Annotated in this window: 12 protein-coding genes; 5 read left to right on the top strand and 7 right to left on the bottom strand. The window is 72.4% G+C overall.

Annotation, left to right across the window (positions count from 1 at the left end):
- Positions 1-8: 8 nt before the first annotated feature.
- From ACIPJY_RS06225 to ACIPJY_RS06245, 5 genes are all read right to left on the bottom strand, one after another.
- Positions 9-1475: an MFS transporter gene (locus ACIPJY_RS06225; RefSeq protein ID WP_400463777.1), complete on the bottom strand. Its 1467-nt coding sequence runs from the start codon at positions 1473-1475 to the stop codon at positions 9-11.
- Positions 1453-1716 carry a hypothetical protein gene (locus ACIPJY_RS06230; protein ID WP_400463780.1) on the bottom strand — a complete coding sequence of 88 codons (264 nt, stop codon included), beginning with the start codon at positions 1714-1716 and terminating at the stop codon, positions 1453-1455. The genes ACIPJY_RS06225 and ACIPJY_RS06230 overlap by 23 nt, the downstream gene beginning before the upstream one ends.
- On the bottom strand, positions 1713-2354 hold the full coding sequence (locus ACIPJY_RS06235; protein ID WP_400468151.1) for a DUF308 domain-containing protein: 642 nt from the start codon (positions 2352-2354) through the stop codon (positions 1713-1715). The genes ACIPJY_RS06230 and ACIPJY_RS06235 overlap by 4 nt, the downstream gene beginning before the upstream one ends.
- A 146-nt stretch (positions 2355-2500) precedes the next feature.
- Positions 2501-4405, bottom strand: a complete 1905-nt coding sequence (locus tag ACIPJY_RS06240) for a hypothetical protein (protein ID WP_400463786.1) — start codon at positions 4403-4405, stop codon at positions 2501-2503.
- Positions 4406-4501: 96 nt separating this feature from the next.
- Entirely contained in the window at positions 4502-6139 is a 1638-nt protein-coding gene (locus ACIPJY_RS06245; RefSeq protein ID WP_400463789.1) for an alpha-amylase family glycosyl hydrolase, read from the bottom strand.
- Positions 6140-6252: 113 nt separating this feature from the next.
- Between ACIPJY_RS06245 and ACIPJY_RS06250 the strand changes: the two genes are divergently transcribed.
- The 5 genes from ACIPJY_RS06250 (at position 6253) to ACIPJY_RS06270 (ending at position 10097) form a co-directional block, all read left to right on the top strand.
- Complete coding sequence (locus ACIPJY_RS06250; RefSeq protein WP_400463792.1) at positions 6253-6810, top strand: NADPH-dependent FMN reductase; 558 nt, start codon at positions 6253-6255, stop codon at positions 6808-6810.
- 153 nt (positions 6811-6963) lie between these two features.
- Complete coding sequence (locus tag ACIPJY_RS06255; protein WP_400463795.1) at positions 6964-7467, top strand: MarR family winged helix-turn-helix transcriptional regulator; 504 nt, start codon at positions 6964-6966, stop codon at positions 7465-7467.
- A gap of 105 nt (positions 7468-7572) precedes the next feature.
- Complete coding sequence (locus tag ACIPJY_RS06260; protein ID WP_400463798.1) at positions 7573-8079, top strand: Dps family protein; 507 nt, start codon at positions 7573-7575, stop codon at positions 8077-8079.
- A gap of 12 nt (positions 8080-8091) precedes the next feature.
- Positions 8092-8892, top strand: a complete 801-nt coding sequence (locus ACIPJY_RS06265; protein ID WP_400463801.1) for an SDR family NAD(P)-dependent oxidoreductase — start codon at positions 8092-8094, stop codon at positions 8890-8892.
- Positions 8893-8903: 11 nt separating this feature from the next.
- Positions 8904-10097, top strand: coding sequence for an NAD(P)/FAD-dependent oxidoreductase (locus ACIPJY_RS06270; RefSeq protein WP_400463804.1), 1194 nt, complete (start codon positions 8904-8906; stop codon positions 10095-10097).
- Positions 10098-10184: 87 nt separating this feature from the next.
- Here ACIPJY_RS06270 and ACIPJY_RS06275 read toward each other — a convergent pair whose 3' ends face one another.
- Together ACIPJY_RS06275 and ACIPJY_RS06280 are read right to left on the bottom strand one after the other, a co-directional pair.
- Positions 10185-11282, bottom strand: a complete 1098-nt coding sequence (locus ACIPJY_RS06275) for an alpha/beta fold hydrolase (protein WP_400463807.1) — start codon at positions 11280-11282, stop codon at positions 10185-10187.
- Positions 11283-11354: 72 nt separating this feature from the next.
- The gene (locus ACIPJY_RS06280; RefSeq protein WP_400463810.1) at positions 11355-12230 is read right to left on the bottom strand and encodes an SMP-30/gluconolactonase/LRE family protein; all 876 of its coding nucleotides are present in this window, start codon (positions 12228-12230) and stop codon (positions 11355-11357) included.
- Positions 12231-12238: the final 8 nt, after the last annotated feature.

Below are 12238 nucleotides of genomic sequence, written 5' to 3' on the forward strand. Positions count from 1 at the left end.
GACGCGGCTCAGGCGTCGAGGAGCGGGGCGACGCGTTCGACCGAGCGGTGTGCGGCGGCGGAGGACGACACGAAGCCGATCACCAGGATGAACGCCCCGATGCCGACGACGATCCACCACATCGCGTGGGTGGCCACCGCGAAGTCCGCGCCGACGCTGGCCACCGCACTCGCGCCGGTGACCGTCCCGGCGAGGGCGACGCCGAGGGAGACCCCGGTCTGCCGGCTCGTCGAGGCCACGGCAGCGGCGGACCCGGCCTGCGCGCGGGGCATGCCCGACACCGCGGTGTTCGTGATCGGCGCGTTCACCATGCCGAACCCGAACCCGAACAGGACGAAGGCCGCGACGAGGACGCCCATCGGCGTGTGCGCGTCGATCGTGGTGAGGACGAGTCCGGCGCCGAGGATGCCGATGCCGGCCAGGACGAGCGGGACCCGGGTGCCGACCGACCCGACCAGCCGCCCGGACAGCGGCGACACGAGCATCGTCGCGAGGGCGGCGGGCAGCGTCCAGAGCCCGGCCTCGAACGGCGACATCCCACGGACTTCCTGCAGGTAGAGCGCGTTGAGGAACAGGAACGCGCCGTTCGCCCCGAACGCCACGATGGCGGTGAGCACCGAGGACGAGAACGGGATGCTCCGGAAGAAGCGGACGTCGATGAGCGGCTCGTCGCGCCGACGTTCGACGACGACCAGCAGCACGAGGGCGGCAGCGGCGACGACGAACAGGCCGAGCGTGCCGACGGACGCCCACCCGAGACGAGGGCCCTCGATCAGGCCGCCGACCAGCGTGGCGAGCAGCACGATGACGATGCCCTGCCCGAGCGGGTCGAGTCGCCGCGGCTTCGGTGCGCGGGACTCGGGGACGAACAGGAACGTGAGGACGATCGCCGCGATGCCGATCGGCACGTTGATCCAGAAGATCGCGCGCCAGCCCACGGTGTCGGTCAGCGCGCCGCCGACGAGCGGGCCGACGCCCATCGAGACCCCGACGACCGCACCCCAGACGCCGACGGCCCGGGCGCGCTCCTTGGCGTCGTCGAACGTCGCCGTGATGATCGACATCGCGACGGGGTTCATCATCGAGCCGCCGACGGCCTGGACCATGCGGAAGACCACGAGCCACCCGACGCTCGGTGCGACGGAGCAGAGGAGCGACCCCACCGAGAACAGCGCGAGCCCGATCTGGAACGTCCGGCGGCGGCCGATCCGGTCGGCGGTCGAGCCGGAGAGCATCAGCAGGCTGGCGAGCACGAGCGTGTAGGCGTCGATCGTCCACTGCAGGCCGGAGATGGTCGAGTGGAGTTCGCGGCCGATCGACGGCAGTGCGACGTTCACCACCGTGGCGTCCATCGAGACGATGAACAGGCTCATGCAGCAGACCGCGAGGATCAGGTACCGGTGGCGGTACCGCGTGGGGAGCTCCGGGTCGCCCTGGACCGGGCGTCGGACGTCAGTGGAAGCCGTCGCCGTCACCGTCGCCCGGGGTCTTGTGACCGCCGAGCATGTCGTTGTCGTCCTGGTCGCTCGTGGAGGCGAGCTGGAGCATGGCCAGTACCACGACCACCACGATGAAGGCGATGCCGAGGAAGATCAGTGCGAGCGTGACCTCACGCGTCGACAGCAGCACGACGAGCCCGGTGAACACCGCGATGATCGCGGAGATCCCGAGGAGCTCGACCGGGCGCAGGCGGTCACGACGGCTGGGGGTGGTCATGCGTGTGGTGCTCCGTCCGGGGAGGCCGCCGGAGCAGCCGTCCCCCACTTGTGCGAGAGGCCGGCGATCACGTGGAAGACCGCCGTGATGGCGAGGTACGCGCCGAGCAGGCCGACCAGGACGACCGAGGCGTCCAGGGTGCCCGGCACCTGTTCGATCCCGCCGAGCTGCTGCGAGTAGTCCGGCGGTGTCACGAGGAACGCGACCGCCAGGAGCAGCGTCAGGCCACCGATGGTCATCCAGTCGCGGGCGAACGGCGACCGGCGGCGGGCGCGGATGCCCTGCGTCAGCTCGAGTGCTCCGGTGAGGACCGCGAAGGCGACGACCACTGTGATGAACGCCGGCAGTCCGAGTCCGTTGCACGCCACCGCCGCGATCCCGGCGAGCACGCTGATGACCGCCTGGACGAGCGCGGTGCGGCGCGAGCGGCCGTCCTCGCGCAGTCGGGTGGCGCTGCCGATGCCGAGGACCGCGCCCTCGACGACGGCGAAGACGCCGAACAGCAGCAGGCCGTACCCGGCGGCGTGGTTCGACGAGAAGGTGATGACGAGCGCGACGACGGCGGCGGGGACTGCCCGGAGGATGGGGATCGGCCAGTACCGCGCGCGCTGGTGTGCGTCTGCGACGGAGTCGGACACGAGACCTCTTTCGGGCATGCGGATCGTACGATCGATCCTACCGCCGCCCGGGATGTGCCCCGTCCGTGCACGGCCCCTGCGGAACTGAGGATGCTCCGACCTGCGCCGGGGCGAGCTGCCGCCGGCGCAGGTCGGGACGGGTGGCCTCAGTCCGCCGTCGTGTCGTGCGCCGAGGCCCGGGCACGTCGGCGAACGGCCCACCAGCCGACACCGCCCGCCGCGGTGAGCACCCCTGCGATGGCGGCCACGAGCCCCAGGTCGGACGCGCCGGTGTACGCCAGGACCCCGCCCCGCGCGGGGGTACCGCCGCCGTGGTCGGCGACCGGTGCGGCGGAGGGCACGACCGACCGGGTCGGTCCCGGTGTCGGGGCGTCGGCGTCGGCGTCGGCGTCGTCCGCGTCGTCCGAGCCGTCGCCCGGTGCGTCCGGGTCCACGACGTCGAGGTCGACCCCGGGCGAGGGGTCGCCGCCGTCCGCGTCGGTCGGGGACGCGGCCGTCGCCACGTTCACCACGTCGGACCCGTCGCCGCGGTACGCCGCGTCGAGGTCGGCGTGGAACCGGAAGGACCGCGCGCCGTCGGGAGCCAGGTCCGTGTCCCCGCCGCAGGTCACGCGCTGTCCGTCGGCCGTGCAGCCGTCGGGTGAGTCGGTGAACGTGAGTGCGGCGGGCAGGTCGTCCACCACTGACACCGACCGGGCCGTCGAGGGGCCGCGGTTCCGCGCGGTCACGGTGTACTCGACTGCCTGGCCCGGCTGCACCCCGGTCCCCGGCGACACCGACTTGTCCGTCTCGAGCGCGGCGGTCGTCGTGATCGGGGTGGTGGCGGTGGAGGTGTTGTCCGACTCGTCGGAGTCGGCGAGGTGCGGTGCCGTCCCGATCGTCGCGGTGCTCGTCAGGTCCCCGGTGGCTTCGGGGTCGAGCAGCCCCTCGATCGTCACGGTCGCCGATGCGCCGCGGTCCAGGGCCAGGTCGGTCGTGACGTCCCCCGTCCCGCTCGCACCGTCGGTGCTCCACCGGACGTCGGACAGCTGGTCGGGCACGTCGACGGTGAGCGGGCTCGGGGTCGAGTCGTTGGCGCCGACGTTCGACGCGGTCACCGTGTAGCTGACCCGCTCCCCGGCGACCACCGGCGGCACGTCGTGCTCGACGCGCAGGTCGGCGGGCTGCCGGACACGGAGGGAGTCGATCTCGTGCACCTCGGAGAAGGACCCCGTGGCACCGGCGAGGCCGAGGCGGAGCGTCGGCGGCAGCGGTGCCTGGCCGTCGCCGTGCAGCGGGACGCGGTCGAGCACGGTGCGCATGCCCCCACCGGCCTCGATCCTGACGGTCACCGCGAGCTCGCCGGCCGCGCCGGGGAGCAGCGTGACCGCGACCCTCCGTGGCGTCGAGCCCGACGAGACGACCCCGGCCGGTGCCGGAGCGCCCCGGACGTACCGGTAGCCGTCGGTCCCGTTGCCGGACCCCCTGATCACGACGGAGTCCGGGGTGGGACCAGGGCCGCTCTCGTTGATCGGCTGCGAGAAGTTGCCGTAGTGGTCGAGGGCGACCGCGGCGAACCCGCCGGGGATGCCGGCGACGTCGCACACGCCCTGCCCCTGGGTCGCCTGCGTGACGCAGGTGTACCCGAGGCCGGCTCCGGTCGCGCCGACACCGGCCGGCGAGGTCCCGTCGGCGAGGTAGAGCACCAGCCCGTCCGCTCCGGCGCGCTCACCCGTCGAGTACATGGCGTAGTCGAAGTCGATCTCGAGGCCGGCGGTGGAGGGGAACGTGTCGGTCGTCGCCCACGACCCGGCCTGGCTGCGGGCGTCGTCGGTGAGGCGGAGCCGGCCGTCGAGGATCCGGGCGTCGCCGCTGAGGACACCGCCGTCGGCGGAGGTGAACGGCTGGTCGTACGGGAAGGCCAGGTCAGCGGCGGTCGCCGACGGCGGCGGCGCGACGAACGCCGGGGCGGCGAGCAGCGCGAGTGCGCCGACGGCGGTGGCCACCGCGGCGGAGCGACGCAGGACGCGCCGACGGCGGGGCAGAGGAGCAGGGGTGCGTGGATCTGTCATGCCCCGATGGTCGCGATCGGGACGTCACCACCGGGCGGGCCGGAGCCGATCTGGGGATGGTGCCCCTCGGCCTCCGGGCTGTGGAGGAGCCGTCGGTCAGGCGACCCAGACCGTCGTCTCCCCCGGCAGCACGCCGTCGCCGAGCGGACCCGACGCGAGCAGCACCGTGCCCGCGGGCAGCGGCACCGGGTCGACGCCGAAGTTCGTGTACGAGCGCCAGCCGTCGTGCCGGGCGAACCCGACGACGCCGTCCGGGGCGTCGACCCACGTCAGGGTCTCGCCCCGCTGCAGCCGGCGTCGCAGGGCGAACGCCGACCGGTACAGGGAGAGCGTCGACGCGGGGTCGTCCTGCTCCGCCTCGACCGAGGACGCGCCGAAGTCGGCGGGCTGCGGCAACTGCGGTGCCACGTCCCCGAAGCCGAACGACGGCCCCGACGTGGTCCACGGGATCGGCACCCGGCAGCCGTCGCGCCCCTTCACGGTGTGCCCCGACCGGAGCCACTTCGGGTCCTGCAGCAGGTCGCGCGGGATCGCCGCCGCCTCGTGCAGCCCGAGTTCCTCACCCTGGTACGCGTACGACGAGCCGGGGAGCGCGAACTGCAGCAGGGACGCGGCACGGGCACGCCGGAGCCCGCGGTCCCGGTCGAGTGCCGGCGAGACCCCGTCGGTCATCAGCCAGGCGTCGGTGTCCGTGCCGTCCGGCAGCCCGTACCGGGTGGCGTGCCGGACGACGTCGTGGTTCGACAGGACCCAGGTGCTCGACGCCCCGGACTCCGCGGACATCGCCAGGTTCCGCTCGATGATCGTGCGGACGGCGTCGGCCTCGAAGGGCGCCTCGAGCAGGTCGAAGTTGAACGCCTGCCCGAGCTCGGCCGGTCGGGCGTAGAGCACGCGGCGGGGTGCGGGCGCCCAGGCCTCGGCGACCGCCGCACGGGGTGGGTCGTACTCGTCGAGGACGGCGCGCCAGGACGCGAAGACCTCGTGCACCTCGTCGCGGTCGTACAGCGGGTCGGAGCCGTCGAGCGGCAGCGCGTGCTCGTTCGAGGGGCGGTAGGGCTCGGACAGGTCCTTCGCGAGCCCGTGCGCGACGTCCACGCGGAACCCGTCCACCCCGCGGTCCGACCAGAAGCGCAGGGTGTCCTCGAAGTCGCTCCGGACCGACGGGTTCGACCAGTCCAGGTCCGGCTGCTCCGGGGCGAAGAGGTGCAGGTACCACTGGCCGTCCGGCACCCGGGTCCACGCGCTGCCGCCGAAGTTCGACCGCCAGTCGCTCGGCGGGAGTCCACCGTCCGGTCCTGACCCCTCGCGGAAGACGTACCGCGCCCGTTCCGCGGACCCGGGAGCAGCGGCGAGCGCCGCCCGGAACCACTCGTGCTGGTCCGAGGTGTGGTTCGGGACGACGTCCACGATCACCCGGATGTCGTGCTCGTGCGCCGCGTGGAGCAGGGCGTCGAAGTCCGCCAGGGTGCCGAGCCGCGGGTCGACGTCCCGGTAGTCCGCGACGTCGTAGCCGCCGTCGGCGAGGGGCGACGGGTAGAACGGCGAGAGCCAGATCGCGTCGACGCCGAGCGCGGCGAGGTACGGCACCCGGCTCGTGATGCCGGCGACGTCACCGAGCCCGTCGGCGTTCGAGTCGGCGAAGCTGCGCGGGTAGACCTGGTAGACGACGGCCTGGCGCCACCAGTCCGGGTCCGGGGTGCGCGGGGTGCTGGTGGGTGTCCTGAGCTCGGTCACCGGCCCAACCTATCCACGCCGACACGCCCGTCGTCAGGTCGGCGGGAATGACGCGGGCTCCCGCTGCATTGGTTGTCGGTGAAACCATTCCGTTCAGCAACGAAAGGTCCCCCATGACGAACGTCCTCGTCCTCGTCGGCAGCCTCCGCGCCGGCTCCATCAACCGCAAGCTCGCCGAAGCCGCCATCCACCACGCGCCGGAGGGCTTCGAGCTCTCGGTGTACGAGGGCATCGTCGACCTGCCCTTCTACAACGAGGACATCGACGGCGACACCCCGCCCGCAGCGGCCACCGCGTTCCGCACGGCCCTCGCCGAGGCCGACGGCGTGCTCCTCATCACCCCCGAGTACAACGGCACCATCCCGGCCGTGCTGAAGAACGCGCTCGACTGGGCCTCGCGTCCGTTCGGCGCCTCCCCGCTCTCCGGCAAGCCGCTCGCGGTCATCGGTTCGGCGTTCGGCCAGTACGGCGGCGTCTGGGCCCACGACGACGCCCGCAAGGCCGCCGGCATCGCCGGTGCGAAGGTCCTCGAGGACGTCAAGGTCGCGATCCCGCAGTCGGTCGTCCGCTTCGCCGAGACGCACCCGCGCGAGGATGCCGAGGTCACCCAGCTGGTCCAGGGCGCGCTCGACGCGCTCGCCGCGGCCGCCTCGGAGCCCGCCGCCGCGTAACCGAGCAGCACCCGGTCGCGACGCGACCACCCACCGACTGGAGGCTCGGTGCCGGCCCGGCACCGAGCCTCCAGTCCGTCTCGTGGGTGCGGGAGACCGCATCCCGTGCGTTGCCTAGACGGTCTAGCAACGAGACGGGTTACCCTGAATCCCATGGCAGCGCACGAGGTCACGGAGGCGTCCGGGTACTGGTTCCCGGACGACGACGCGACCCAGCGCGGGGTCGCCGTGCTGAACGCGCTGCGCCGCTACCGTGCCGCCGAGACCGCGATGCGCCGCCGGACCCGCGACTCGATGGGGATGGGCGAGACGGACCTGCTGGCCGTGCGCTACCTGCTCCAGGCGCAGCGCTCCGGGCGGAAGATCAGCCCCAAGGACCTCGCCGCGCACCTCGGGATCTCGTCGGCGTCGACCACGATCCTCATCGACCGTCTCGTGAAGAGCAACCACGTGCGGCGCGACCCGCACCCCACCGACCGCCGCGCCCTCGTCATCACGCCGACCACCGCGACCGACGACGAGGTCCGCGCCACGCTCGGCGTCATGCACCGTCGGATGATGTCCATCGCCGAGGGCCTCTCGACCGACGACGCCCGCACCGTGGCGTTCTTCCTCGAGAACATGCGCGAGGCCGTCGACGAGATCGACCAGCACTGACACGGTCCGACACCGTGCGGGGGACATCCCCGGCGCCCTGCTCTGAGAAGGCACCCTGTCGCAGCGCGTAGACCGGAAGGGTCACCGAAGCGAAAGGAGCCACTCATGCACGCATCGGACAAGATGGCCAAGAACCTCCAGGCGGTCCTCGTGGACCTCATCGACCTGCACGTCCAGGGCAAGCAGGCGCACTGGAACATCCTCGGCACGAACTTCCGCGACCTGCACCTGCAGCTCGACGAGATCGTCGACGCCGCGCGCGAGTTCGCCGACGACACCGCGGAGCGCATGCGCGCGCTGTACGCCGTGCCGGACGGACGCTCGTCGACGGTCGCGGCGCAGAGCCACCTCGACCAGTTCCCCGAGGGCGAGATCACCACGCACGACGCGATCGACCAGGTCACGCTGCGCCTCTACCAGGCCACCGGGACCATGCGCGACGTGCACGACGAGGTCGACGAGGAAGACCCGACGACGGCGGACCTGCTGCACGGCTTCATCGAGCGCCTCGAACAGCTCGCCTGGATGGTCAGCGCCGAGAACCGCGCGCCGAGCACGCCGCTCGCGAGCGCGACGACGCCCGCCGTCGCCGACGCCTCGGCCCACGCGTAGCACGGTCACCACGTGGACCTCGGGATCCAGGGCAAGACCGCGCTCGTCTTCGGCGCCGACTCCGGCATCGGCTGGAACACCGCTCGCATCCTCCTGGCAGAGGGCGCGACGGTCGTCGTGACCGACATCGACCAGGCGCAGCTCGACAACGCGGCCGACCAGCTCGAGGCGCCGATCGGCAGGCTCCACGCCTTCGCCGCCGACGTCACGAGCGCCGAGAGCCTGGCGTCGCTGCACGGGCAGGTGCGGGACGCCGTCGGGGAGATCGACATCCTGGTGCAGTCCTCGGGCGTCACCGGCGCCCAGGGGCTGTTCCACGAGATCGACGAGGACGGCTGGGCGTCGACGATCGACGTCGACCTGATGGGGCCGGTCCGGATCACCCGCGAGTTCATCGCGGACCTCCGGAACGGCGGCTGGGGTCGGATCGTCTACCTCGTCTCCGAGGACGCCTCGCAGCCGTACGACGACGAGCTCCCCTACTGCGCCGCCAAGGCCGGGGTGCTCTCGTTCGCGAAGGGCCTCTCGCGGACCTACGCGAAGGAGGGGCTGCTGGTGAACACCGTCAGCCCGGCGTTCATCCACACCCCGATGACCGACACGATGATGAAGAAGCGGGCGAAGGAGACCGGGACCTCGTTCGACGAGGCGATCTCGAGCTTCCTCGACGAGGAACGCCCGTACATGGAGCTCAAGCGTCGCGGCGAACCGGAAGAGGTGGCGAACGTCATCGCGTTCCTCTGCTCCGACCTCGCCAGCTTCGTGAACGGCTCGAACTACCGGGTCGACTCCGGCTCGGTCGCCACGATCTAGGAGGGCGCCCCATGACCGACTACCGCTACCTCGTCATCGGCGGGGGGATGGTCGCCGACGCGGCCGCACGAGGCGTCCGGGAGATCGACCCGGACGGCTCGATCGGCATCATCAGCGAGGACGTCGACCGCCCGTACGCCCGACCGGCGCTGTCCAAGAAGCTCTGGACGGACCCGGACTTCAGCTGGGACGAGAAGGTCGACCTGCACACCGAGGAGACCGGTGCCGAGTTCGTGCTCGGCACCCGCGTCGTCTCGATCGACCGGGACGGCAAGACCGTGACGACGTCCGACGGCGGCACGTTCGGCTACGAGCGGCTGCTCATCGCCACGGGCGGCCACCCGCGGGGACTCCCCGGTCTGGACCCGTCCGACCGCGTCCTCGACTACCGCAGTGCCGCCGACTACCGCCGCCTGCGCGAGCTCGCCGACGCGGGCGCGCACATCGTGGTCGTCGGCGGCAGCTACATCGGCACGGAGATCGCGTCCGGCGTCGTGCAGAACGGCGCCCGCGTCACGCTCGTCGACCCGGACGAGGTCGTCGGCGGCCGGATGTTCCCGGAGGACCTCGCCGCGGCCTTCCAGCAGCGGTTCGTCGACCACGGCGTCGAGCTCCGGCTCGGTCGCCGCGTCACCGGCGGCTCGCAGACCGCCGACGGCGTCACCCTCACCCTCGACGACGGCTCCGTCATCGAGGCCGACGCGGTCGTCGCCGGACTCGGCATCGAACCCGCGACGGAACTCGCCGCGGCGGCTGGACTCGCCGTGGACGACGGCATCGTCGTCTCCTCGACGCTCGTCACCGACGACCCCTCGGTGTTCGCCGCGGGCGACGTCGCCGAGTACCCGGACCGGATCCTCGGGACCCGTCGGGTCGAGCACGTCGACAACGCGCAGCAGCAGGGCCGGCAGGCCGGCCGGAACCTGGCCGACGCCGACGAGACCTACGACCACACGCCGATGTTCTACTCGGACGTGTTCGACATGGGCTACGAGGCCGTCGGCCGCGTGTCCACCTCGCTCCGGACCGTCGAGGACTGGCAGGAGCCGACCGTCACCGGCGTCGTCTACTACCTGGACGACGACGACCTGGTGCGGGGCGTGCTGCTCTGGAACGTCTGGGACAAGACCGACGAGGCCCGCAAGGTCCTCGCCGAGGCGCACGCGCTGACGCGCGACATGCTGCCGGGCCGCATCACGGCCTGACGGTCGTGCCGCGGCACGCTCGGCGCAACGGCCTGGAGGCCCGGTGCCGGTCCGACGGACCGGCACCGGGCCTCCAGGCCGTCGCCGTCAGCCGGCCTTGCGCTCGTCCTGTGCGTGTGGACGGTCCCGGTTCAGCTCGGGCGCGACCGCCTCGACGATCTCCTGGCGGACGTGCGGGGCGACGGGTGCGTCGGCGTCGTCCGCCATCGCGAGGGCGTGCGCGGACTTGCCCGCTTCGAGCACCTCGTCGTCGCCCTTCGCCATCCCGAACAGCTCCTTGACACGCGCCCGCACCACGAGCCAGGCGTCACCCGGGCTCAGCCGGGAGAGGTCCGAGGCGGTCGAGTCGTCCCGCACGCGCTGCAGGGACGAGACCCCGCGGTCGGTGAGGTCACCACGGACGTGTGCCACGGCGAGCTTCGCGACCGCGTCGGCCTGGGCGTGCATGACGGAGTGCGCGCCGCCGACGACCTCCCGGAGGACGGCGTGCGGGAACACCCGGGCCAGCCGGCGGATCCAGTCCCGCGGCACGAGCGCGTCGTGCTCGCCGCGGACGATCAGCACACGGGCCTGCACGTGCGGGGCGCGCTGCTCGATCGGGAACGCGACCATCTTCGGGAGCACCTTGCGGAACCAGTGCCAACCGCAGAGGGCGTACGCGGTGACGGCGTGCCAGCGCACCGCCGAGGGCTCGTGGACCGCCGAGCGGACGAAGCGGACCGCGGACTCGCTCATGGTCCGTGCCGTCGAGTCGATGACGGGGCTGATCAGGACGAGGTCGGTGTACTCCGGGTGCCGCGCCGCGACCTCGGTGACGACCTGGGTCCCCATCGAGTGGCCGACGAGCACCGGGTTGTCGAGCCCGAGTTCCTGGATCACGTGCTCGACGGCGTCCGCGTAGCGCTCGATCGAGACGGCGCCCCGGAACTTCGGCACGCCGGCGAACCCGGGGAGGTCGAGCGCCCGGACGGGTCCGAACTCGTTGAGGTTCGGGGCCAGCCGCTCGTAGTACGTCGAGGCGATGCCGAGGCCGGCGACCAGCAGGAACGGCCGCTCACCGACGTCCCCGATGGAGCTGACGCGGACGTTCGTGCCGTCGACCGGGATCCGGTCCACCTTGACCACGACGTCGGCGCTCTCCGCGTGCTCCAGCGCATCGGCGTGGCGCGGGGTCTCCTGGTTCACGGGTGTCTCCTCGGGTCTCGCGGGATCGCCCAGCGTACCGCGGGTGTCCCCCGATCGTGGGACCCGCCCGGCTCAGCCGCCGAACGTGTTCGCAGGGAAGCCGTGCACCCGGGTCGGCACGGCGAACACCGCGCCGGAGTGCGGGTGCTCGACGAGCTGCTCCTCGGTGAGGTTCTCGCGGGCGGTCCCGATGAAGAGCGTGCTCATGTCGTCGCCACCGAACGCGACCGACGTGGTGTTCGGTGCGGGGAGCTCGACGGTCTCCAGGTGCGCTCCCGCGGCGTCGTAGCGCTCGACCCGTCCGGCGCCGTAGATCGCGCCCCAGAAGCAGCCCTCGTCGTCGCGGACGAGTCCGTCGTGCGCGGCCCCGACCAGGAAGGGCTCGAGTTCGCCGAGCACCCCGTCCGCGCCGTAGGAGGCACGGAAGACCGTCGACGCGCTCGTGTCGGTGACGTACATCACGTCCCCGTCGGGCGACCACTCGATGCCGTTCGTGACGCCGAACCCGCCGCGCAGCAGGCGCGTCGTGCCGTCCGGTTCGACCGAGTACAGCGCGGCGTCCGGCTCCCCCGTCGTCAGGTTCATGCTGCCGACCAGGAACCGGCCGAACGGGTCGCACTTGCCCTCATTGAACCGGAGCCCGGCCACCCGGTGCTCGACCGTCGCGATCGTCGTCGGGTCCGCGCCGTCCGGGCCCGTGACCACGATGCGGTCGCCGAGGGCGGCGACGAATCCGCCGCGGGCGCGGGGCTGGAAGCTCGCGAGCGGCGGGGGCAGCGGGACCGTGCTGAGCGAGCGGCCGTGGGCGTCGGTGGTGTTCAGGGTGCCGAGGGTGATGTCGGCCCAGCGCAGCACGTGCTGCTCGGGGTCCCACACGATGCTCTCGACCAGGACCGCCCCGGCGTCGGAGAACACGCGGACCGGACCGGTGGTGGCGCTCGTCGTCATGGTCCAGG

It is taken from the genome of Curtobacterium sp. NPDC090223, from assembly GCF_044746585.1.
Lineage (GTDB): Bacteria > Actinomycetota > Actinomycetes > Actinomycetales > Microbacteriaceae > Curtobacterium.

Excerpts from the sequence above, each read along its gene's own strand:
- ACIPJY_RS06240 (WP_400463786.1), bottom strand. The coding sequence starts at position 4,405 with ATGACAGATCCACGCACCCCTGCTCCTCTGCCCCGCCGTCGGCGCGTC.
- ACIPJY_RS06260 (WP_400463798.1), top strand. The coding sequence starts at position 7,573 with ATGCACGCATCGGACAAGATGGCCAAGAACCTCCAGGCGGTCCTCGTG.
- ACIPJY_RS06270 (WP_400463804.1), top strand. The coding sequence starts at position 8,904 with ATGACCGACTACCGCTACCTCGTCATCGGCGGGGGGATGGTCGCCGAC.
- ACIPJY_RS06280 (WP_400463810.1), bottom strand. The coding sequence starts at position 12,230 with ATGACGACGAGCGCCACCACCGGTCCGGTCCGCGTGTTCTCCGACGCC.
- ACIPJY_RS06230 (WP_400463780.1), bottom strand. The coding sequence starts at position 1,716 with ATGACCACCCCCAGCCGTCGTGACCGCCTGCGCCCGGTCGAGCTCCTC.
- ACIPJY_RS06250 (WP_400463792.1), top strand. The coding sequence starts at position 6,253 with ATGACGAACGTCCTCGTCCTCGTCGGCAGCCTCCGCGCCGGCTCCATC.
- ACIPJY_RS06255 (WP_400463795.1), top strand. The coding sequence starts at position 6,964 with ATGGCAGCGCACGAGGTCACGGAGGCGTCCGGGTACTGGTTCCCGGAC.